At 60.8% G+C, this 21,139-nt stretch carries 19 protein-coding genes and 1 tRNA gene; 8 read left to right on the top strand and 12 right to left on the bottom strand.

What is annotated here, in order from left to right; translation table 11 throughout:
• Window positions 1–183: 183 nt before the first annotated feature.
• Window positions 184–456 carry an ArsR family transcriptional regulator gene (locus tag BN2694_RS02920; protein WP_135662452.1) on the bottom strand — a complete coding sequence of 91 codons (273 nt, stop codon included), beginning with the start codon at window positions 454–456 and terminating at the stop codon, window positions 184–186.
• A 243-nt stretch (window positions 457–699) separates the two neighbouring features.
• Here BN2694_RS02920 and BN2694_RS02915 point away from each other — a divergent pair, with 243 nt between their 5' ends.
• The 3 genes from BN2694_RS02915 (at window position 700) to BN2694_RS02905 (ending at window position 5,291) form a co-directional block, all read left to right on the top strand.
• Window positions 700–999 (top strand): EMC6-like membrane protein, encoded by a 300-nt coding sequence (locus tag BN2694_RS02915; RefSeq protein ID WP_135662450.1) that lies wholly within the window; start codon window positions 700–702, stop codon window positions 997–999.
• An 18-nt stretch (window positions 1,000–1,017) separates the two neighbouring features.
• A complete protein-coding gene (locus BN2694_RS02910; RefSeq protein ID WP_135662448.1) occupies window positions 1,018–2,850 on the top strand; it encodes a ribosome biogenesis/translation initiation ATPase RLI in 1,833 nt (610 codons plus the stop codon).
• A gap of 317 nt (window positions 2,851–3,167) precedes the next feature.
• The gene (locus BN2694_RS02905; protein WP_135662446.1) at window positions 3,168–5,291 is read left to right on the top strand and encodes a hypothetical protein; all 2,124 of its coding nucleotides are present in this window, start codon (window positions 3,168–3,170) and stop codon (window positions 5,289–5,291) included.
• Here BN2694_RS02905 and BN2694_RS16950 read toward each other — a convergent pair.
• On the bottom strand, window positions 5,288–5,428 hold the full coding sequence (locus BN2694_RS16950) for a DUF7503 family protein (RefSeq protein ID WP_167879950.1): 141 nt from the start codon (window positions 5,426–5,428) through the stop codon (window positions 5,288–5,290). The genes BN2694_RS02905 and BN2694_RS16950 overlap by 4 nt on opposite strands.
• A 256-nt stretch (window positions 5,429–5,684) precedes the next feature.
• Here BN2694_RS16950 and BN2694_RS02900 point away from each other — a divergent pair, with 256 nt between their 5' ends.
• Window positions 5,685–6,281, top strand: a complete 597-nt coding sequence (locus BN2694_RS02900) for a DUF7504 family protein (protein WP_135662444.1) — start codon at window positions 5,685–5,687, stop codon at window positions 6,279–6,281.
• Between the two features lie 87 nt (window positions 6,282–6,368).
• The gene (locus BN2694_RS02895) at window positions 6,369–6,920 is read left to right on the top strand and encodes a hypothetical protein (RefSeq protein WP_135662442.1); all 552 of its coding nucleotides are present in this window, start codon (window positions 6,369–6,371) and stop codon (window positions 6,918–6,920) included.
• Window positions 6,921–6,936: 16 nt separating this feature from the next.
• Here BN2694_RS02895 and leuD read toward each other — a convergent pair whose 3' ends face one another.
• The 6 genes from leuD to BN2694_RS02865 all read right to left on the bottom strand — a co-directional run bounded on the left by leuD (window position 6,937) and on the right by BN2694_RS02865 (window position 14,072).
• Window positions 6,937–7,557 carry a 3-isopropylmalate dehydratase small subunit gene (gene leuD / locus BN2694_RS02890; RefSeq protein WP_135662440.1) on the bottom strand — a complete coding sequence of 207 codons (621 nt, stop codon included), beginning with the start codon at window positions 7,555–7,557 and terminating at the stop codon, window positions 6,937–6,939.
• On the bottom strand, window positions 7,554–8,975 hold the full coding sequence (gene leuC, locus BN2694_RS02885) for a 3-isopropylmalate dehydratase large subunit (protein WP_135662438.1): 1,422 nt from the start codon (window positions 8,973–8,975) through the stop codon (window positions 7,554–7,556). The genes leuD and leuC overlap by 4 nt, the downstream gene beginning before the upstream one ends.
• 57 nt (window positions 8,976–9,032) lie before the next feature.
• Window positions 9,033–10,043 carry a ketol-acid reductoisomerase gene (gene ilvC / locus BN2694_RS02880; protein WP_135662436.1) on the bottom strand — a complete coding sequence of 337 codons (1,011 nt, stop codon included), beginning with the start codon at window positions 10,041–10,043 and terminating at the stop codon, window positions 9,033–9,035.
• Between the two features lie 72 nt (window positions 10,044–10,115).
• On the bottom strand, window positions 10,116–10,733 hold the full coding sequence (ilvN, locus tag BN2694_RS02875) for an acetolactate synthase small subunit (RefSeq protein WP_135662434.1): 618 nt from the start codon (window positions 10,731–10,733) through the stop codon (window positions 10,116–10,118).
• 2 nt (window positions 10,734–10,735) lie between these two features.
• Window positions 10,736–12,511 (bottom strand): biosynthetic-type acetolactate synthase large subunit, encoded by a 1,776-nt coding sequence (ilvB, locus tag BN2694_RS02870; protein WP_135662431.1) that lies wholly within the window; start codon window positions 12,509–12,511, stop codon window positions 10,736–10,738.
• Window positions 12,512–12,866: 355 nt separating this feature from the next.
• Window positions 12,867–14,072, bottom strand: a complete 1,206-nt coding sequence (locus tag BN2694_RS02865; RefSeq protein WP_244605339.1) for a LeuA family protein — start codon at window positions 14,070–14,072, stop codon at window positions 12,867–12,869.
• Window positions 14,073–14,381: 309 nt separating this feature from the next.
• Here BN2694_RS02865 and BN2694_RS02860 point away from each other — a divergent pair, with 309 nt between their 5' ends.
• Together BN2694_RS02860 and BN2694_RS02855 are read left to right on the top strand one after the other, a co-directional pair.
• The gene (locus tag BN2694_RS02860) at window positions 14,382–15,491 is read left to right on the top strand and encodes a BMP family lipoprotein (protein ID WP_135662427.1); all 1,110 of its coding nucleotides are present in this window, start codon (window positions 14,382–14,384) and stop codon (window positions 15,489–15,491) included.
• 6 nt (window positions 15,492–15,497) lie between these two features.
• On the top strand, window positions 15,498–17,846 hold the full coding sequence (locus tag BN2694_RS02855) for a methyl-accepting chemotaxis protein (protein ID WP_135662425.1): 2,349 nt from the start codon (window positions 15,498–15,500) through the stop codon (window positions 17,844–17,846).
• A 190-nt stretch (window positions 17,847–18,036) separates the two neighbouring features.
• Here BN2694_RS02855 and BN2694_RS02850 read toward each other — a convergent pair.
• The 4 genes from BN2694_RS02850 to BN2694_RS02835 all read right to left on the bottom strand — a co-directional run bounded on the left by BN2694_RS02850 (window position 18,037) and on the right by BN2694_RS02835 (window position 20,768).
• Window positions 18,037–18,111 (bottom strand) — tRNA-Val (locus tag BN2694_RS02850).
• Window positions 18,112–18,242: 131 nt separating this feature from the next.
• Window positions 18,243–19,691, bottom strand: coding sequence for a response regulator (locus BN2694_RS02845; RefSeq protein WP_135662422.1), 1,449 nt, complete (start codon window positions 19,689–19,691; stop codon window positions 18,243–18,245).
• Window positions 19,692–19,889: 198 nt separating this feature from the next.
• Complete coding sequence (locus BN2694_RS02840) at window positions 19,890–20,147, bottom strand: DUF7553 family protein (protein WP_135662420.1); 258 nt, start codon at window positions 20,145–20,147, stop codon at window positions 19,890–19,892.
• Between the two features lie 84 nt (window positions 20,148–20,231).
• Entirely contained in the window at window positions 20,232–20,768 is a 537-nt protein-coding gene (locus BN2694_RS02835) for a cob(I)yrinic acid a,c-diamide adenosyltransferase (protein WP_135662418.1), read from the bottom strand.
• 88 nt (window positions 20,769–20,856) lie between these two features.
• On the opposite strand from BN2694_RS02835, the gene BN2694_RS16945 reads away from it, so the two are divergent.
• Window positions 20,857–21,027 (top strand): DUF7838 family putative zinc beta-ribbon protein, encoded by a 171-nt coding sequence (locus BN2694_RS16945; RefSeq protein WP_167879949.1) that lies wholly within the window; start codon window positions 20,857–20,859, stop codon window positions 21,025–21,027.
• Window positions 21,028–21,139: the final 112 nt, after the last annotated feature.

Genomic DNA, 21,139 nt, shown 5'->3' with positions numbered 1-21,139 from the left:
CACTCAGGGAGTGTTCCGGGTGAGTGGTCCTAAGAAGACGACGGAAACTAAGACTACACCCCAACAGCGCCACCATCGAGCGGTCGTTTTGGACTACTTTTCGGTCGAGACTCAAATTGAAGCCATCGAGACAGCCAGAAGCAACTGCTAGTCCGTGCACAGAGGTGCAGGAGCGAAAAGGGCTCAGTCAGAGACAGCTTGGTCTTGTGTCTCTTCGGCGTCCTCAGTAGTGAGTTCGTAGAGGTTCTGCCGGGCGTCGGCGAAGTAGACGTCCTCGGAGACGACGTCGACTTCTTCGAGTCGTTCGAGGGCATATCGAACCGTCCGGGCCGAGAGCATCGATTCCTCGACGATCCCTTTCTGGGTCAGCGGTCCCTTGTATTCGAGGACCTTGTAGACGAGTTTCGCGCTCGGCGGGAGGTCTTCGATACCCTCTTCCTCCTCGGTTTCAGCCATTATTGCCTCTTCGGAACGCCGTCCGTATAAAGATTGAGGAGTCGAGTCGGCCGACCTGTCGTTCGAGACGACCGCCAATCGCACACGTTCGGCTTCGAGGAGGCAGCCTGGGATGTGATCATCACCGAGTAGTAACGCCGGAGGCAGACGTTCGACTTCGGGGCGTCCGGGACACAAACTCGATGTGCGGGACCCAGAGAAGGGAACGAACGCCTTTTTAGCCCCGGTGGCACACCTTGTGGTATGGCTACGGAAACGACGCGCCAGCTGACCGGCCACCTCAAGAGCGTGGTGGTCACGGGCCTGACGACGGTCCTGGGCATGGGCGCGGGAATCGCCTCCAGTGTCCTCGAACTAGATCCGAGTTCGAGGACGGCACTGGGCGTCCTCGCTGCGGCGATCCTCGTCCAGTTCCCGATCCTGCAAGTCGTCGGCGTCGACATCGACGAGTTCTCGACGAAAGACTATCTATACATCGGATTCATGACCTTCTCGCTTTGGTTCGTCACCTGGAGCATCCTGTTGACAACCGCACCGGCCTGATCCTCGGAGGACCTATTCATGGCAGATGATTCAATCGCCGTCGTCGACCTCGATCGCTGTCAGCCCGACCGCTGTAACTACGAGTGTGCGAACTTCTGTCCACCCAACCGGACGGGAAAGGAGTGTATCGTCACCCGCGACGAGCACTACGAGGAGGGCGAACCCTTCGATGGGAGGGCCGATCAGATCTGGATCAGTGAGGAGATCTGTCTCGGCGAGTCCTGTGGAATCTGCGTCGAGAAGTGTCCGTTCGACGCCATTGAGATCATCAATCTCCCGCAGGAACTCGAGGACGAACCCGTCCATCGCTACGGCGAGAACGCCTTCGCGCTTTATGGGCTGCCGGCACCCGAAAAAGGTCGTGTGACGGGTATCCTCGGTCCGAACGGCATCGGGAAGACTACTGCTGTCCACATTCTGGCCGACGAACTCACGCCGAACCTCGGCCAGTTCGGCAAGTCGCCAGAGTGGGAGACCGTCCTCGACGAGTACCGCGGGACAGCCCTCCAGGACTACCTCGAGTCGCTGCTCGACGGGGATGTCTCGGTCGCGCGCAAGCCCCAGTACGTCGACCGAATCCCCGACCAGTTCGACGGGACGACCCACGATCTGCTCGCGGAGACCGACGAGCGCGGCGTCCTCGATGAACTGATCGAGCGCGTCGGGATCGGTCCAGTGGTAGACCAAGACATCGACACGCTCTCGGGTGGTGAACTTCAGCGGGTCGCCCTCGTTGCGGCGCTGGCACGGGACGCGGACTTCTACTTCCTCGACGAGGTTTCGCCGTACCTCGACATCGGTCAGCGGATGACCGCCGCCAGGCTGATCCAGGAACTCGCAGAGGATGGCGAACGGTCGGTGCTCGTCGTCGAGCACGACCTCGCCATTCTGGACCTGCTCGCCGACGCCATCCACGTCGGGTACGGTCGGCCCGGCGCGTTCGGCGTCATCACCGATCCCAAGTCCGTCAAAAGCGGGATCAACGAATATCTCGCGGGCTATCTGGAGAACGAGAACATGCGTATCCGCGAGCAAGCCATCGAGTTCGAGGAACACGCCCCGCGGTCGGTCAGCGCGGGCGACGTGGTGATCGAGTATCCCGACATCGAGAAGAGCTACGGCGAGGACGAGTTCTCGCTGGCCGTCGAATCGGGACAGATCCGTGAGAGTGAGGTGCTGGGCGTCGTCGGCCCCAACGGGATCGGGAAGTCCACGTTCGCAAAGCTGCTCGCAGGGCGTCTCGAACCGGACGCGGGCGAGATCGACGCGAGTCTCGACATCTCTTATAAGCCCCAGTACGTCGAGGTCGACCAGCCGATGCGCGTCGACGCGTTCCTCGGATCGATCGCCGACGACTTCGGGACCTCCTACTGGAACACCGAGATCGCCCAGCCCCTCCAGTTAGAGGGGATCATGGAGCAGCAACTGACCGACCTTTCGGGCGGGGAGCGCCAGCGCGTCGCGATCGCGGCGTGTCTCTCCCGGGACGCCGACCTCTACTTGCTCGACGAGCCGAGCGCCCACCTCGACGTCGAGCAGCGGGTCTTGGCGACCAGCGCGATCCGTCGCTACGCCGAGAACCACGACGCGACGGCGATGGTCATCGACCACGACATCTACATGATCGACCTGCTGGCCGATCGCCTACTGGTGTTCGACGGCGAACCCGCTGTCTCCGGCCACGCCAGTACGCCCCAGTCGATGCGCGACGGGATGAACGACTTCCTGGGTAATCTCGACATTACCTTCCGACGGGACGAACGCACCTCACGGCCACGGATCAACAAACCCGGGAGCCGTCTGGATCGAGAGCAAAAGCAAGCTGGCGAATACTATTACGCTCCGGAGTAAATCAGGTATCGACGGCCTGACGGGGCTGAGTGCTGCTGTAGCGGTACATCTTCCGAAAATAGGTCTTCCAACGGTCTGGAGAGATGGTATACAGAGGTAACGAGTAAAGTTAAGACATCTTGTCAATAGACACGTTCCATGACTCGAATGACGTTCGCTCAGAAACTGATCGCGGTGGTACTGACACTCTTTTTGAACGGCGTGGTATTCCTCTTTGCAGGTTTTCTCCCGTCAGAACCCTTTTTAGCTGACGTCCCCGACAGGACGGTAGACACGGGCCGTCAGCACGTCGACGGGTCGCCGTCGTTCAGCCACCTATGACCGCAGTCCCGTCCTCAGAACCGCGGTTCGAGACGCTGCAGACACCGCCAGGTGTCCACCTCGTCGATCCGATCGACGGCGGGCGGTTCACGTTGCTGACGGCCGAACCGGTCGAGTGTACACCGTGTTCCTCCGATGCGCTACCGATTCCCGTCGACAGCGCCGTTTCGGTCGACGTCGATGTCGTCCGGACCCCGTATCTCGTCGGGGTCTGGATCAGGGACGCGGAGTTCGACCTGGTCGCACAGTGTACGGGTGGCGACGAAGCGGCGTTCGATCCGGGCAGCTACGTCGTAGAGTTCTCCTCCGTTCAACTCAAACTGTATCTTGGCATCGAGGGAGCCTTCTCGGTCGATGCGACTGGAGATTACGTCGAACTATCGTTTCCGGAAGCGACCGAGGTGATCGTCGGCATCCGTTCGTATCACGAACAACCGGCCCGTACCATCACGACGACCGACGACATCGACGACGTGATGACTGCGCTCTCCCAGTTCAGAGCGGCGTTAAAGACGACTTCTCCCGAGCGGTCGTTCCCGACGTTGCGCGGCCATCCTCCCGTGCTGAAACGAGGCGAGGAACTGTCGGTCCCGAGCGGCTTTGTCGACCGAGAACCGTCCGTCTCAATCGAAGTACCGGACCGGTGGGACCGCGTCATCCCCGCCGCACCGCTGGCGTACTATCTCGACGCGGACATCCAACCGGGTGCCCGACCTAGATTGGTCGCCGACGGGCGATCAATCCCGCTGGATGGACCGGACGGCTTCGAGCAGCACGTGGCACGCATTCTGCGACACGTCTTCACGCTTGACTGTGTCACGCGGACCGAAGGGCTATACAATGTGGATCTGCGCGAACGGTCGATACTCGAGGAGCGGACAACGCTGGATTTCGAGGCGCTGTACAACCAGTCTCTCGCCGAGCGCACCGGAGCGTATCTCGACGTTCCGTTCGAAGTGGTCGAACCCGTGTCGCCGGAGTGGAAGCTGACCGCCGATGTCCAGCCTGAAGCCGAAAACGTTCCGGTCCTCTCGTTCCTTGCGGCCGATCTGGCAGAGATTCGCTGTCCACGCCGTGGCAATATCACGCCGCGAGTCCTCGAAGACACGTCCCCCGACGTCGAGTCGCTCTTTCGCGACGAGCCGGTCCTGCTCAGGGGGCCGTCCACCGCCGTCCGATCCGAGAGTACCACGAGTCGGCCGTCAGTCGAGGAGCGCGTGTTCCGGCCGGAACCGGCCGACAGCCTGATGCAGACGTTCGTCGGCGACGGGATCCCGATGGGCGCGACGAAGATGACCCTCGACGCGTTCAAACGGCGTCTCGAGTACGAACCGACGGAATCCGGACGGATCTCTGTCGACGTGGTGAACAACGAGGATGCGATGAGCGACGAGTCCGTCGTCTCGAATGTCTACGGCGCCAGAGATTGGATCGACTTCGACGTCACGATCCACGAGGAGTTGACGCAAGCCGAACTTGCCGACGTACTACAGGAGGAGACGGACTTTTTCCACTACATCGGCCACGTCGAGGACGAAGGATTCCGGTGTGCCGATGGACATCTTGACGCGCGATCCCTTTCTGATGTCGGCGTTGGCGCGTTCCTGCTCAACGCGTGTAACTCATACGCGCAGGGCCGGGAACTGGTAGATGCCGGCGCGCTGGGTGGGATCGTCACGCTCGCGAACATTCCGAACCCGACAGCGACGAGCGTCGGGAAAACATTGGCTCGATTACTGGACAGCGGTTTCTCGCTCTCGACGGCACGGACCTTGTTGGAGGAAGACGAGCAACTCGCAAGCCGGTATATGGTCGTGGGGGACGGACACGCGAACATCGTCGAGAGCCAAATGGGCGCGCCCTTGCACATGGAATTGAAATCCATCGAATCAGACATGCTGGACTTGGACATCCAGGGATACCCCATTTCAGACATCTCAAACGGGAGTCTACGTGATTGGCACTTTTCCCCGTTCGAAGCGAATTGCCTAGTGATGGCATCTCTCGAAAACGTGGAAATGACTAGTGAGGAGTTCAACCGTCTCTGTGAGAACGGTGACTTCCCAGTCTTGTACGAGGAGCAACTCGTCTGGAGTAAAGAAATGCAGTCCGAGATTTAGGGGCCTGGATTGGCACTACTGATTGCTGCTGCCGTCCCTCCGAACTGCGTTAGCAACACGAGCAGCATGAACAGGACGCCGATCATTCGCGGGTGCTCTGCGAGGAAGTTCTCTCCCTCCGATTCTGATTGGCTCATAGCCACTCTCCACTTTATTGCTGGGTTGAAAATGAATTTCTAAAGATATTTAATAATTATATAATTAATGTAAGGTTAGGTAATATTAAATATATAAATATGGGATACGAAGAGAGGAGACCGCACAATGCCTTCTTTCGCCGGTGCGAACGTGTAGATAGCCCCTCCCGTAACTTACTTAATTGTTAGTATTGTAATCGTTGGTAGGTAACACAAATGAGAGAAATACTTACGGTGCCCCCGGGAGGGTTCGTCTATGAGTGACGAGCTCTCGCAGGGTGTCGACGCTGCCGAAACAGTCTCAAACGTCCTCTGTGTCTGTCCGGCGATCGGTAACGCGAAGAACCAACACTGTCGTGACCTGTTGACCCGCGCGGGAGCGCCCGGGACGGTCCTCAGTGTGACGATCGCGTCCTCTCCCGGCGAACGGATGTCCGAGTGGAGTACCGTAATCGACCCTGTCGAAACCACGCTATCGTTTGTCGACGTTTCCCACGGCGGTCGGTCCGCGGCGATGTCGGCCGACGGGTTCGGCGGTCAGAACGGTGCGATTGTCAACGTTGCCGAGGTCGAGGACGTCGATCTCCAGCGTATCGGAAGCGAGCTCGCCACGCAACTCGAGAACGCCGATCAGGGCCCCGTCGTCGTCTGTATCGATTCGTTGACGGATCTCTTGCAGTTCGAGTCCGAACGCACGCTCCATCGCTTCCTCAACGTGCTCACCGCGCGGGTCGAGCAAGCCGGCGCGATCGCACACTATCACATCGACGCTGACGGCCATCCTGACCGGACGTTCGATACGCTAGCACCGCTGTTCGACGCAACGGTCTGTGCGGACTCTCGTTCGGAGTGAAGCGCCTCGACGCAAGCCCCCCGTCGCTCCGGTCCACCGATCGCGCCCCGATCATTTTGGTCGCTGCCCGTGATACTCTTCTGCACGATGCCCTCGACGCAGGACGCTGTGTTGGTCGCCTCTCCGGAGGAAAAACGACGTTTGTCGATCACGTCGATTCTCAGAGACCACTGGCCTGTCCGGATCGCGACGACGCTCGACAGCGCGCTGGACAGCCTCGACGCCTCGATTGCCGTAACCGTCATCGACGAATCCATGGAAGGGCCGCCGTCGGATCTCTTTGTGGCGCGTGCATCGGATGAACTTTCCTTTCAGATCTTGTGGCTGGGTAGCTCGGACGGATCCGTCGCCGGTCGTGCTGACGCAGTCCTCGATCTCGATCGTATCGAGGACGCCTCCCGCAAGATCGTCGAACGGCTACAGCGACGGGCACGATACGACCGACTGCTCACCCGATTTTATGAACTCGCCCGTAGACACGAACGTAACGACGAGAAAGCGACGGCCGACGGGGAACCGACAGCAACCGACGCAGAACTCGACTCGCTGAAACGAGAACTCGACGCAGTCGTAGCCGAACTCGACGACGAAGACGCCTTCGAGGTCGCACTTGGGGACCGACGAACCGTAGACCGGTGAGCGGGATCGACGGCGTTCAGGCCTCTTTGACGTACGGCAACGATTCGGCCGTTCGATCGATCTCGGTTTCGTTTGCACTCATCAACGCTGTCGTATCCCAAATCCCATCGACCAGAGCCTGGCGTTGAGCATTGTCGACAGTGACCTCTACCATCTGTTCGCCGTAGGTGACAGTTTCGGCCTCGACGTCGATGTCGATCTCACCGTCGGGATTCGCCTCGATCCAGTCCTGCAGGTCGGCGATCGTCTCGTGATCGGCCGTCACGGTCGGCATCCCCAGCGCGAGACAGTTGCCAGCGAAGATTTCCGCGAAGGACTCGCCGATGAACGCGTCGATTCCCCAACGCATCAGGGCCTGGGGCGCGTGTTCCCGGGAGGACCCACACCCGAAGTTGTCGTTGACGACCATCACGTTGGCGCCCCGGAACTGGTCCTCGTTCATCGGGTGGTCTTTCTGGTTGTCATCGTCGTCGTAGCGGACATCGAAAAAGGCGAACTGGCCCAGGCCGTCGAAGGTGACGACCTTCATGAACCGCGCGGGGATGATCTGGTCGGTGTCGATGTCGTTCCCGCGGATGGGCACGCCTGTCCCGGTCACTTCGCGCACTTCAGGGATGTCGGCGTCGAAGTCGCTCATGCGGGAGTCACCTCCGACAGTTCGCGCACGTCAGTTACTTCCCCGGTGATCGCCGCCGCGGCGACCATCTGGGGGTTCATCAGGACGGTCCGGCCGTCTTTGCTGCCCTGGCGACCGACGAAGTTCCGATTCGACGACGAGGCCGAGGCCTCATCACCCTCCAGTTGGTCTTCGTTCATCCCCAGACACATCGAACAGCCGGCGTTGCGCCACTCGAAACCGGCTTCGCGGAAGATGTCCGCCAGGCCCTCCTCCTCGGCGGCCTGCTGGACGCGCTGGCTACCAGGGACGACCATCGCCCGGACGCTGTCGTCGACCTCTCGGCCCTCGACGATGTTGGCCGCACGGCGCAAGTCGGGCAGGCGTGCATTCGTACACGAACCCAGGAAGACCACGTCGATGTCGTAGCCCGCCATGGTCTCGCCGGGTTCGACCCGCATGTGCTCCTGGGCACGCCGGGCCGTCTCCTGTTTGTCCTCGGGCAGATCCTCGGGTGCGGGGATCGGATCGGAGATACCGATGCCCTGGCCCGGAGTCGTGCCCCACGTGACGACCGGCTCCAGTTCGTTCGCGTCGATGTGAACCACGTCGTCGTACTGGGCGTCCTCGTCGCTACGGATGGATTCCCAGTACGGTTTCAGCTCGTCGAAGGCCTCGGGGTTCTCCTGGAAGTAGTCGGTGTCTTCCATCCACTCGTAGGTGGTCTCGTCGGGGTTGACGTAGCCCGCGCGAGCGCCACCCTCGATGGACATGTTACAGATGCTCATTCGGCCTTCCATGTCCAGGTTCTCGATGGCCTCGCCAGCGTACTCATAGACGTAGCCGACGCCGCCGTCGGTGCCCAATCGCCGGATAATTTCCAGGATGATATCTTTGGCTTCGACACCCGGTCCCAGTTCGCCATCGACCTGGATCTTCCGGACCTTCTGTTTCTCCATGGCGATACACTGGGTGGCCAGGACGTCCCGGATCTGAGAGGTTCCGATGCCAAACGCCAGCGCGCCAAAGGCCCCGTGCGTCGATGTGTGGCTGTCGCCACAGACGATCGTCTTGCCGGGCTGGGTGATGCCCTGCTCCGGGCCGATGACGTGGACGATGCCCTGATCGCCCGTTGTCGGGTCGGAAAATTCGATGCCCGCATCGTGGACGTTCTCTTCGAGTTCGGACATCATCTCCTCGGCCGCGTCGTCGCTGTAGGGCCGAGACTGATCGGCCGTCGGGACGATGTGATCGACGGTCGCGTGAGTCAGGTCCGGCCGGGCGACCTCGATGTCCCGTTCCCGAAGCATGCCGAAGGCCTGCGGGCTGGTGACCTCGTGGATGAGGTGTAGCCCCACGAACAGCTGATCCTGCCCATTGGGCAGCGTCGTTACCTTGTGGCGATCCCACACCTTGTCGTACAGCGTTCCCTGGCTCATACTCGCACTCTGTCTGTCGTCTGCGCTCGATAACGTGGTTTCATTGTCTCGGGTCGTTCACTCGGCTCCCTCGTCCCAGGAGAACAGCTCCCGGAGCGGTTCGCCGACTTCCTCGATTTCGTGATTCTGCTCGGCCTCTCGCAGTTGCTTGTAGCTGGGCCGGTTGGTCTGGTTCTCCGAGATCCACTCTTTGGCGAACGTGCCGTCCTGGACCTCTTCTAAGATCTGCTCCATCCCCTCCCTGGCCGAATCGTCGATGACGTACTCTCCGCGAGTCAGCCCGCCGTACTCGGCTGTATCGGAGACGGAGTTCCACATTTCCATGAGTCCACCTTCGTAGATCAGGTCGACAATGAGCTTCATCTCGTTCATGACCTCGAAGTAGGCCATCTCCGGGGAGTAGCCGGCGTCGACCAGCGTCTCGTAGCCGACCTTCATCATCTCGGTGACGCCGCCACACAGGACGGCCTGCTCGCCGAAGAGGTCGGTCTCGGTCTCCTCGCGGAAGGTCGTCTCGATGACGCCCGCCCGCGTACAGCCGATGGCCTTCGCGTAGGCCAGGGCTTCTTCTCTGGCCTCGCCGCTCTCGTTCTGTTCGACGGCGACCAGACCTGGCGTCCCCTCGCCGCGCTGGTAGGTTCGACGGACCAGGTGCCCCGGGGACTTCGGGGCGACCATCGTCACGTCGACGCCTTCCGGCGGCTCGATCTGGCCGTAGTGGATGTTGAATCCGTGTGCGAACTGCAGCGTGTCGCCCGGCTCCAGATTGTCGGCGATGTCGTCGTAGACGACCGGCTGGACGTTGTCCGGGACGAGCATGACGACGATGTCACCCTCGGCCGCGGCGTCGGCAGGCGTCTCGACCCGCAAGCCAGCGTCCTCGACGACCGGGCGATCGTCGTTGTCTTCCGGCAGGCCAACGACCACGTCGACCCCGCTGTCGTCGAGATTCTGAGCGTGGGCGTGGCCCTGGCTGCCAAAGCCAAGGACCGCTACAGTTACGTCTTCGAGATACGATTCGTCCGCGTCCTCGTCGTAGTAGACAGTCGTGTCGAATTCGTCAGTCATCGGTAGTGTGTCGTTTTCGATTCCGATTGGGTCAGTGTTCAATCTATCGTGTCGCCGTGTTCGATTATCTGGCTACTTCTTACTCGCGTACCCGTTTGCGTCCATCGTCTCCGCGCCGCGTTCGAGAGCCGCCGCGCCGGTCCGGACGACCTCCTCGACGTCGAACTGCTTGAATGCCTCAACGGCGGCGTCGATCTTCTGCTTGCTGCCCGTGATCTCGACGGTCACGGCGTTCGTCGAGGCGTCGACGGCTTGGCCGCCGTACATCTCCGCGACCGACTGGATGTCGTCGGGCTTCTCGCCCCGCACTTTCACGAGGGCGAGTTCCCGCCGCATCGCCTCGGGTTGTAGCTCCTCGACGGCGATGGTTGGAACGAGCTTCTCGAGTTGCTTTTTGGCCTGCTCGATGCCCGGCTCGGCCTCCTCGATGACGATCGTCATCCGGGCGACGTTCTCCTCGGTCGTCGGCCCGACAGTGAGGCTCTCGATGTTGAACTGCCGGCGGCTGAACAGCCCCGACACTTCGGCGAGGACGCCGGGCTCGTGTTTGACCAGCGCCGAGAGCACCGCATAGCGGGGCTGGTGGGTCGCTTCTGCTTCCGGGTCGATACGAATACCTTGCATGTTGCGCCGTCCCTCGGGTCGCATCCGATCGCCGGGGGCCGGCCCTGGGAGTTCTCCACTGCTCATCGTTAGAGGTTGTTTAGTTGTTCTTCCGAGAGTGCGAACAGGCCGTTGTCTCCGCCGCTGGGAACCATCGGATAGACGTTCTCACCGGGGTCGATGATCGCGTCGATGACTGCGGGGCCGTCGTACTCGCGAGCCTGCTGAATCACGTCGTCGACCTGGTCGTGCTCTTCCAGTCGGAACCCGCGCGCACCGAACGATTCCGCCAGCAGGTCGAACTCGGGGATCCACGGATACTCGCTTGCCATCCGTCGTCCCTCGTAGAACCCGTCCTGCCACTGGCGGACCATCCCGATGGCCTCGTTGTTGAGGATGACGTACGTGATGTCCAGATCCTCGCGGACCGCCACGGACAGTTCCTGCATCGTCATCAGGAACGAGCCGTCGCCGTCGAAGGTAACGACCTCCTTGTCCGGCGCGCCCAGTTTGGCACCGATCGCCGACGGGACGCCGTAGCCCATCGTCCCCAGGCCATTCGAAGAGACCCAGGTCCGTGGCTCGGTGTAGGTCCAGAACTGGCAGGCCCACATCTGATGTTGGCCGACACCGGTCGTGACGATCGCATCGTCGTCTGCCAGCTCGGCGAAGCGCTCGACGACGTACTGGGGTTTCAGCGGTTCGTCTTCGGGCGTCTCGTAGTCCAGCGGGTACTCGTCTTTCCAGGTCTGGCACTGCTCGCGCCATTCGTCGGCCTCGGGTGCGTCCCTCAGCCCGTCGTCGAGCTGTTCGAGGACGCGTTCGGCGTCGCCCAGCAGCGGGTATTCGGCATAGATGTTCTTGTTGATCTCGGCGGGATCGATCTCGACGTGGATGACTTCGGCGTCCGGCGCGAAGCTATCGACGCCGCCGGTGAGGCGGTCGTCGAAGCGCGTCCCGACGCCCAGTAACACGTCGCAGTTCGTGATCGCCAGGTTGGCCGCGCCGGTCCCGTGCATCCCCGCCATGCCCAGCGAGAGGTCGTCGGTCTCGGGGAAGCTCCCCAGGCCGGGCATGGTCGTGATCACGGGGATATCGTACTCGCGAGCGAACGCACGCAGTTCGTCGTGTGCCTCGCCCTTGATGACGCCGCCACCCGAGAGGATGACCGGCCGATCGGCCTCCGCTAAGGTCTCCGCCGCAGCCTCGATGACTGCCTCGTCGGCGGTCTCCGGTGGATGATAGGTGTTCGGCGTCTCCGGGGAGACCGGCTGGACGTCGGTCTCGGCCTTGCTGGCGTCCTTCGGGAGGTCGACCAGCGTCGGGCCCTGTCGGCCGGCATCGGCCAGTGCGAAGGCCTCGCTGACGTCCGCACCGAGGGTGTCCGGATCGCCGGCGAAGTAGTTCTGTTTGGTGATCGGCTGGGTAATGCCAACAGTGTCGACCTCCTGGAAGGCGTCGTTACCGACGAAGTCCGTCGCGACCTGGCCGGTCAGCGCGATCATCGGATCCGAGTCCATCGAGGCGTCGGCGATGCCCGTCACGAGATTGGTCGCTCCTGGTCCCGAAGTCGCCATTGCGACGCCGGGATCGCCCGAGACGATCCCGTAGGCGTCGGCGGCGTGGGCTGCCCCCTGCTCGTGGGCCATCGTGATATGCTCGATGTCCGAGTCATAGAGCGCATCGTAGACGGGCATGATCGCCCCGCCCTGGACGCCGAAGGCCATGTCGACCCCTGCCTCCTCTAAGGCGATTATCGCGGCTTCCGCCCCCGTCGTCACTTCACGAGTGTCGTCGCTCGCTTCCTCATCCTCTTCGGCCGGCGGTTCCGGCTCGCGATCTTGATGGAACGCGCGTTCACTCATGGTCGATACCTCCGTGCGGTGGGTGCCGGCCGCGGACGACCTGCCCGCGGCCCCGACGTGTATTGTCTCTTATATGTCATGGATTTGGTCTGCTCGCTGGTGGTCGAAGCGCCGTCCGATCGTCGTGGAGAATGGGGTACTGTTGGGGCTATAGAGCCCCTACAATACCGACGAGAAGCAGGGCGGACCCACTGGTAGCGCCGGATCGAACCCCGGACGTGACCAGCAGGCGCATCGGTACTGGATGATCGTAGTCGTTCGTTATAAACGTTCCGTGAGATGGATCCACGAACGCCGGAGGGAGTGGCGTACAGCAATCGCTGGCCGATCGGCGCGAACGACGTGGACGCCATCGTCAGGCACTGACCTCCTCACGTGTCTGCTCGACGCCCACGTCGCGTGCGAACCGTTCGAGGACGTCCATCGTGACGCGGTTGTCCTCGGCACCGAACTCCTTGACGCGGCGGGTTACTTCTCGTACGTCACTGTCCGACGGCGAGAACCCGGCCTCGACCAGTCGTTCCCGGACCGAGTGCTGACCGGTGTGCTTGCCCAAGACGAGTTCGCGCTCGGCACCGACCATCTCGGGAGTCATCACGCCAGGTTCGAACGTATCGCTGTTTTCGATGACGCCCGCGGCGTGGATGCCCGACTCGTGGGAGAAGGCGTTCTCGCCGACGACGGGTTTGTTGCCCGGCGTGTCGACGCCACTTTTTTCCTCGATCAGTCGGGACAGTTCGGTGATCTGAGTCGTGTCGATGCCCGTATCCACGTCGTACAGGCTTTCTACGGCCATGACTACTTCTTCGTAGGCCGCGTTGCCAGCGCGTTCGCCGATGCCATTGACGCTGACCTGGGCCTGTGCGCCGCCGGCCTCGTAGCCTGCGAGAGCGTTGGCCGTTGCCAGCCCGAAGTCGTCGTGGGTGTGGACGTCGACGCGGGCGTCCGTGTGGGCGACGACTTTGCCAACTATCTCCGTGAAGCGACCGGGCGTCGCGACGCCGGTCGTGTCGGGGATGTTGATCCAGTCGGTGCCCGCCTCGGTGACGGCCTCGACTACATCGAGCAGAAAGTCCTCGTCAGTACGGGTCGCGTCCATTGGCGAGAACATGCACTCGACACCAGCCTCCTTGACGCGCTCGACTGACTCGACGGCCCGCTCGACGGCGTCCTCGCGGGTCGCGTGCATCGAGTCCTCGAGTTGGACGTCGCTGGTCGAGACGAACACGTGGACCAATTCGACGCCCGAGTCGATGGCCGCTTTGACGTCCTCCTCGACGACGCGGGCGAGCCCGCAGGTGGTCGTCGTGGTACTTTCGGCGATGTCACGCACCGCCTCGAACTCCGCGTCGGAGTTGACGGGGAACCCAGCCTCGATGACGTGGGTGCCCATTTCGTCGAGTAGCGCCGCTATTTCTCGTTTATCTTCGTAAGAAAACGAGGTGCGCGGCGTCTGTTCCCCGTCGCGAAGCGTCGTATCGAAAATCCGTGCGTCCGTGATTTCGGACGTACTATCGAGTGTGCCCTGGAAGAACTCGATCCGCCGGGGATCCCGACGCAACCTCGGATGTGTTGGACATTTGCGTTCGTTGGGATGGCGTCGGCGTATTTAAATCTTCTCGAACCTGCAGTCCAGATCGGGCAATCATCAAGTCATACCTCAGCCTAGCGTCTACAATCCAGCGATTGTTGCGTGATTAGGTGTGAGCGGCGCCACACGAGTCTCTGTCTCCTCTCGATGGGAGACCCAGTCGGCCCACGCACCGAGACTGGCCTCATTTATTGTGTTGTATAGTGACAATATCAGTACTGATATTAGGAAGTACAAGCTTATAGCTTCGAACCTACCTGTACCGGATAGTTAGCATCAATGCGTTCAAAAAAATATAGTAGACGAAAGTTACTCGGTGCCACTGCTGGCATCGGTATTGCTGGGCTCGCCGGTTGTCTCGGCGATGGCACTGCAAATACCGAAACCGAAACGGCTCCCGCGACGGGTGAAGACACAAACGAAGACGCTACGCAGGTCGGCATGATCTACGCGCTCGCTGGCCTTGACGATCGCTCGTTCAACGATGCGGCCAACAGGGGGATCCAGCGAGCACGACTCGACTACGGCATTTCGTTCTCGAACCACGAGCCGGACTCGGCCGAGGATATGGCGAGGCTACAACGAGAGCTTGCACGCAGTGAGACACCGACGTACGATCTGCTCTGTTGTATCGGCTTCGTCCAGCAGGAATCGCTGAGCGAGATCGCGTCCGAATACCCAGATCAGCAGTTTATGATCGTCGATGCGACTGTCGACGCCGAGAACGTCGCCAGTTACGTTTTCAAAGAGCACCAGGGCTCATTCGAGGCAGGCCATCTCGCTGGCAAGTTAACTAGCAGAGACATTACGCTTGGGACCGGAACAACGAACCCCGAGGAACGGATCGTTGGGTTCGTCGGTGGGCCCGAAAACGATCTGATGGAACGATTCGAGGCCGGATATCGAGCGGGCGTGACCTACGCTGACCCCGAGGTAACCGTCCGTACGTCCTACGTCGGAAACTTCGCCGACGTACAGACGGCGTTCGACATGGCACAGGCAATGTACGACGACGGTGCGGATATCGTCTATCACGCGGCTGGAGGGGCCGGTCTGGGCGTCTTTCAAGCTGCTCAGGCTGCAAACCGGTACGCGATCGGCGTCGACGCCGACCAGTCCCGAAGCAATCCACGATATGCAGACGTCATCCTCGCAAGTATGGTCAAGCGCGTCGACAACGCTATTTATACAGCCACTAGCAACGTCGTCGAGGGCGGATTCCAGGGTGGGAGCGTCGTCCCACTCGGCGTTGAATCCAAAGGTGTCGATCTGGTCTACGGGACGTCACTCGAACCAGCGATACCGAACGACGTCAAGACAGCAATCCAGCAGTCCAGAGAGGACATCGTCGCTGGTGACATTACGGTCCCAACAGAGGTCAAGGAGTGATTACGGATGGCCGACAGCCCCAGAACAGGACTTGCACGGTACGGGCGTCGAATCGTCCCCGAATTCGTCCGTCAGCGGTACGCTGCACAGTTTGCGATCGCGTTTCTCGCTGTCGTGCTCGTGATCGCGGGTGTCGGAGCTTTCACCTACGTACAGGCGGGGCAGACCGTCGAATCGAGCACCACCCAGCAGTTAGAGGAGACCAGTAGCCTCCAGGGTGAGTCGATCGGTTCGTGGGTCCAAGAGATGCGAACAAGCACCAGGTCGGTCTCCAGCGGTGACGGCCTCCAGAGCGATCGCACGGCTGCCGCACATATCCTCCTCCAGGATCAGCTGCTCTCTGAAGACATCGTGAGCATGCACTACGTCAACAAAAGCCAAAACCAGGTCGTCGCGAGTACTGAGCGCCCGATCGAGGGACGGACACTTGAGGAGCTCACGGCACCGTGGACCGACGCCGAGGTTCCGGAAGGTCCTGGAGAGAACAGCCGCGTCTGGCAGTCTACCCGCTCTTATCGCTCCCCCGTTCTCAACGATCGGCCGGTGATGGCTTTTGCCAGTTCTGTCCCACAGCGACCCAGCTCCTATTTGGTCGTCGTCAGTCGAATCCAGCCACAGCTCGAACGCGTCCAGAGCTCCAACAGCGACCAGCGGACGACCATCGTCAACGTTGCCGGCGAGACGGTGCTCGATATCGATCGGACAGTATCGGCTACCAGTCACGCCACGGAATTCGAAATGATCCGCAACGGAACGGCCAACGGAACAACGTCGCGGATCGGCTCCGATCGGGTCTATGCCTACGCGTCGGTGCCGGGGACTGACTGGGTGGCCATGACTGACGTTGAGACTTCCACGGCCTTCGCCGTCCGTGACGACGTTGCCCAGTCGGTCCTGTTGTTAGTGGCACTCGCTTTGGTCTCTCTCGTTGTTGTCGGTATCGTCCTCGGAAAGCGGACGATCGGTCCCCTGACACAACTCCGGTCACGGGCCCAGCAGATGGAAGCCGGCGAACTCGACGTGGACCTAGCGACCAAGCGCGAAGACGAGATCGGGCGGCTGTACGACAGCTTCGACGCAATGCGCAATTCCCTCCGTGAACGAATTACCGAGGCCGAAGAGGCACTCGAAGACGCGGAAAGTGCCCGGAGTGAAGCGGAGTCGGCTCAGGCAGAAGCGGAAGCGGCCAGGCAGGAAGCCGAAGCGGTCAGCAGGCAGCTCAAACAGCGCGCCGCGGCCTACAGCGAGGTGATGCGCTCCGTCGCCGATGGTGATCTCACGCGCCGGATGGACGCCGATGTCGAACAAGAAGCAATGGCCGAGATCGCACGCGAATTCAACGCGATGATCGAGCAGCTAGAAGAGACTGTCGGTGGCGTCAAGGCGTTTGCAGAGCAGGTCGCAACGGCAAGTGAGGAAGTCGCGTCCGGTGCCGGAGAGATCGAGACAACAAGCCAAACTGTCGCCACCCGCATCCAGCAAATCTCGGACGGAGCACTCCAACAAAACGAGACGCTTCAGGAAACCGCTGGCGAGATGAACGACCTCTCGGCGAGTATCGAAGAGATTGCCTCCGCGTCCGAAACTGTCGCCCAACGGGCCGACGACACGGCTACACGTGGCAAAGAAGGCCGCCGGGCGGCCCAATCCGCTATCGACGACATGGCCGAAATTGAGGCTCGCTCGGAGACGGCTGTCGAGCAGATCCTCGAACTCCAGTCCCAGATGGATGAGATCGGCGAAGTCGTCGATTTCATCACCGATATCGCCGAGCAGACGAACCTACTGGCCCTCAACGCGAACATCGAAGCGGCACACGCCGACGACAGCGGCGACGGGTTCGACGTCGTTGCTAACGAAGTGAAAAACCTTGCCGAAGAGACCAGATCCTCCGCCGAACAGATCGAGACCCAGATCGAGGAGCTTCAGGAAGCGACCGACGAGACCGTCTCAGATATCCGGACGACGAGCGACCAGATCAGCGACGGCGTTGCGACAGTCAGAGAAGCTTCCAACGCACTGGAGGAGATCGTCGACGCTATCGAAGACACCAACCAGGGTATTCAGGACATCAACACGACGACCGACGAACAGGCCGACTCGACACAACGCGTTGTGAGCCGTGTCGACGAAGTCTCTGAGATCAGCCAAACCGTTACCGAAGACGCCGAACAGGTTTCCGCTGCCGCCGAGGAACAAACGGCGTCCGTCACAGAGATCGCCAACAACGCGACCGAACTCAAAGACCGGGCGACCGAACTGGCCGCTTCACTCGAAGCGTTCTCTGTCGAAGACCAGCGCAAGTCAACGGCTGATATGTCGTCTGAGACGTCAGGCACTCACGACGATCAGTAGACGTTCGTTCCCCTCGTTGGCACGTGATCCCGGATCGACTCTCCACGATCACACGTTCTCCACACAGGCCGGGTGCGTCCTAAGAATGGGTTGGGGCGGATTTGAACCGCAAGGCCTCCGCTACGCTCGTCCTCTGGGTCTCAAATTCTCCTAACCGCATTTGCCGCTCACGAGTTGTTCGCGGCAAAAGTGGGTTGGGGCGGATTTGAACCGCCGACTTCCTCCGTGTGAAGGAGGTATCATAACCGGACTAGATCACCAACCCGGCCATTCCAGCCTAATCCAGCACCCAACTTAACAGTTGTTTTCCGATCTCGAAGGTCCCGTAGTTTCGAAGCACCAACGAGACGGTCCTTTCGGTACCCGAGGAAACGCTCGCTGACCCACTCTGAGTGCTCAGAGCCGTTTCGGGAGTTCGACTGTGAACACACAGCCACCATCGCCGGTCACAGTTGCGTCCCCTTCAGCGGCTCGGTCAGCAGCGTTCTCGACGCTGACGTGCCCGTCAAAGCGCTCGACGATCGTGTGAACCAGATAGAGGCCGATCCCGGTTCCGGGGCTCTCGGGACCCATCTCTCCCTTGCCGAAGATCCCGTCGATAGTTGCTTCGGGGATACCGGGCCCGTTGTCCGCGACGTAAATCTGTACGTCCATCTCGCCCTCCTCGACGTAGATGGTCACTCTCGGTTCGCTCTTGTCGTTGTGACGGACGGCGTTGCTCAGGAGATTCCCGAATACCGACGAGAGGAGTTCGTTCCCCCTGACGGACACGTTTGGAATCTCGCCGTCCCGCTCGACGACGAGACGTTCGTGTCGTCTCTCGGCTTTTTCGACTTCGGACTTGAGAATATAGCGCAGATTCATGCTCGAGTACTCTAGGTCCGTGTCGCTCCCGATCGATTCGACGAAGTCACGCGCGATAGTCGTCAACTCTGAGATGTGATCGCAGGTGTCCTGAATGCGTTCCAGGTAGTCCTGGCCCTCGTCGTTGACGTGCCCGCTGACACCATCAGCCCACCCGATGAGCAACTGGATGTCGTTGTTGATGTCGTGGCGGACGAGACGATTGATAACCGCCAACTTCTCAGTCCTTGCTTCGAGTTGCTGCTCGCGTCGTTTCTGTTGCGTGATGTCCCGCGTGATTAATTGAAACGAGTCCGCTTCGTTGCCGACGCTCACTGGCACGGCGATGTTGTGGAAGTGGCGATACCCGACGCTGTCCTGGAATGTGACCGCCGAATTGACCGTGAGGGCTTTCCGGCCCTCTTCGAGACGTCCAGCCGCCGTCTCTTTCGGCAGAATGTCCGTCAGATGTTGCCCGACCAGCGCGGATTGTGTCGTGTCGAACGACCGTGCTGTCGCCTCGTTGGTTGCCATGATCGTCCCGTCGTTGCCGACCTGTGATATCTCGTCGGGCGTGTTGTTCACCAGCAACTCGTACTTCTCGCGGGCCTGTCGCTGTGTGACGACGTTCCGAATCCGATTGGCGAGCAGGTCCAGTTGCCCGCTCTCTGCGATCTCTTCTTTCCGCAGGTAGTCGTCGACGCCGGCACCGATCGCTAGGCTGGCAGTTTCCTCGTCGCCCTGGCCAGTTAATAACACGAAGGGAAGGCCGTACTTCGCTTCGACACGTTCGTACAGCTCGAGGCCGGTCATCTCCGGCATTTCGAAGTCACTCACGACGCAGTCGATGGCCTCACGTTCAAGCACCTCCAAAGCTTTCGGCCCGGAACCCGCCTTTCGTACCGACAGTGCCTCCGAATCGGTGAGTTTATCGGAAACGACAGTCCGGAAGAATCCACTATCGTCGACGAGCAACACGTCGATCGACGACGGCTCAATCATAACGAATATCGGCCTGAGACGGTAATATAGTTACCTCCGGGGTTTTCGAATCCGATAACCATACCTTCTCTCGAGTGATAGTACTTGTTCCACTGAGCCGTTCGAACGACTGTCGCTTCCCTGTTGGGGGGTGTCCGATCGCTCGCTATCGTCCAGTGGGAACACCAAGCTGTCGGCTGGCCCCTGAATCCGGAGTCTTCAGTTGTCCGATCGATAGTCCTCCATCTTCTCACGGGCGTCCGCGGTGGCCTCTTTTGCCTCGCCCTCGGCGTTGTCCTGTAGCTCGGTCAGATCGGCTTTGACCGCATCGAGGCGGCTCGGTTCGGGTTCTTTCTCGTTGCCGGTCATCTCGTCGAACCGCTCCATGACCACTTCGAGTTCCTCTGACACGCCTTTCTTGGCTGTTTTGCCCGCCCGCTTGAGGTAGTACCGTGCGTCTTCGAAGTGCTTGTTCATACTATTCAGTACGCCAACCACGAATAAAACGGTTGTCGCGACCTGTTCGGTAGGATAGCATCCCAAACGCCCTTTTGTCAGCGGTCAGTACGTGGGTGACTCTTCGGGGACGCCCTCGCGGTGGTTGCGAAGGCGTGCCAGCGCGAACAACAGATCCGACAGTCGGTTCAGATACGTCAGCGGTTGCTCCCGGATCGTCCCTGTCTCTTCGGCCAGCGCGACCGCACGCCGTTCGGCTCGCCGGCAGACTGTCCTGGCATGATGCAGCGCGCTACCCGTCTCTGAACCCCCCGGGAGAACGAACGACTCCAGGGGCGGCAGTTCCGCGTCGAACTCGTCGATCCACGCTTCGAGTCGCTCGACGTGAGCGGCTTGGATAGTCGGGTCGTCATCGCCCGGGCTCGGGTTCGCAAACTCCGCCTGGAGGACGTGGAGGTGGTTCTGGACGGCCGCGAGTGTATCGTCCACATCGTCGTCTCCCGTCGGTCTGATCGTCCCCACCAGGGCGTTGAGTTCGTCGACCGTTCCGTAGGCTCCGATGCGCGACCCTGCCTTTGACACCCGCGAGGCGTCTCGCAGGTCGGTATTGCCGTCGTCACCGCGACCGGTATACAATGACATGGTCTCTCCAAGTGGCTCGAGACTCTTAATCCTGGACGAAAATGGCCGGCGTCCAAACGTTGAGGGGACTCGCCGACCGAACACGAGTATGGCCGAGACATCGGAACGACACTGCCCGCGGTGTGAGACGACCCGTGCGTTCGTCCGGATCGCTCGCACGACGATGGAACTCGGGACGAAAATCAAGTGGCGCTGTCCGGAGTGTGGGTTCAGCGTCGTCAACATCGAACCGGACCGGCAATCCGAGGCGACCGCCTGAACGACGCCTCCAACCCCCACACTGCTGTCCGTGACCGTTTCGATCCCGCCAACTCTTCAGTCGCCCTGGAATCTACCCATTGCAGTCCGTCGCAACTGCAGTCAGTGATACC

This window comes from Halorhabdus rudnickae (assembly GCF_900880625.1).
GTDB lineage: Archaea > Halobacteriota > Halobacteria > Halobacteriales > Haloarculaceae > Halorhabdus > Halorhabdus rudnickae.
Note: the sequence above shows the minus strand (reverse complement) of the source record. Positions and strands in the feature narration are given on the sequence as shown.

Bases quoted from the DNA above. Each gene is read 5' to 3' on its own strand.
- BN2694_RS02900 (WP_135662444.1), top strand. From the start codon at position 5,685: ATGAGTGACGAGCTCTCGCAGGGTGTCGACGCTGCCGAAACAGTCTCA.
- BN2694_RS02895 (WP_135662442.1), top strand. From the start codon at position 6,369: ATGCCCTCGACGCAGGACGCTGTGTTGGTCGCCTCTCCGGAGGAAAAA.
- BN2694_RS02860 (WP_135662427.1), top strand. From the start codon at position 14,382: ATGCGTTCAAAAAAATATAGTAGACGAAAGTTACTCGGTGCCACTGCT.
- BN2694_RS02920 (WP_135662452.1), bottom strand. From the start codon at position 456: ATGGCTGAAACCGAGGAGGAAGAGGGTATCGAAGACCTCCCGCCGAGC.
- BN2694_RS02835 (WP_135662418.1), bottom strand. From the start codon at position 20,768: ATGTCATTGTATACCGGTCGCGGTGACGACGGCAATACCGACCTGCGA.
- ilvB (WP_135662431.1), bottom strand. From the start codon at position 12,511: ATGAGTGAACGCGCGTTCCATCAAGATCGCGAGCCGGAACCGCCGGCC.
- BN2694_RS02905 (WP_135662446.1), top strand. From the start codon at position 3,168: ATGACCGCAGTCCCGTCCTCAGAACCGCGGTTCGAGACGCTGCAGACA.
- BN2694_RS02840 (WP_135662420.1), bottom strand. From the start codon at position 20,147: ATGAACAAGCACTTCGAAGACGCACGGTACTACCTCAAGCGGGCGGGC.
- BN2694_RS02915 (WP_135662450.1), top strand. From the start codon at position 700: ATGGCTACGGAAACGACGCGCCAGCTGACCGGCCACCTCAAGAGCGTG.
- BN2694_RS16950 (WP_167879950.1), bottom strand. From the start codon at position 5,428: ATGAGCCAATCAGAATCGGAGGGAGAGAACTTCCTCGCAGAGCACCCG.
- BN2694_RS02855 (WP_135662425.1), top strand. From the start codon at position 15,498: ATGGCCGACAGCCCCAGAACAGGACTTGCACGGTACGGGCGTCGAATC.
- BN2694_RS02910 (WP_135662448.1), top strand. From the start codon at position 1,018: ATGGCAGATGATTCAATCGCCGTCGTCGACCTCGATCGCTGTCAGCCC.
- BN2694_RS02845 (WP_135662422.1), bottom strand. From the start codon at position 19,691: ATGATTGAGCCGTCGTCGATCGACGTGTTGCTCGTCGACGATAGTGGA.
- ilvC (WP_135662436.1), bottom strand. From the start codon at position 10,043: ATGACTGACGAATTCGACACGACTGTCTACTACGACGAGGACGCGGAC.
- leuD (WP_135662440.1), bottom strand. From the start codon at position 7,557: ATGAGCGACTTCGACGCCGACATCCCTGAAGTGCGCGAAGTGACCGGG.
- BN2694_RS16945 (WP_167879949.1), top strand. From the start codon at position 20,857: ATGGCCGAGACATCGGAACGACACTGCCCGCGGTGTGAGACGACCCGT.
- ilvN (WP_135662434.1), bottom strand. From the start codon at position 10,733: ATGAGCAGTGGAGAACTCCCAGGGCCGGCCCCCGGCGATCGGATGCGA.
- leuC (WP_135662438.1), bottom strand. From the start codon at position 8,975: ATGAGCCAGGGAACGCTGTACGACAAGGTGTGGGATCGCCACAAGGTA.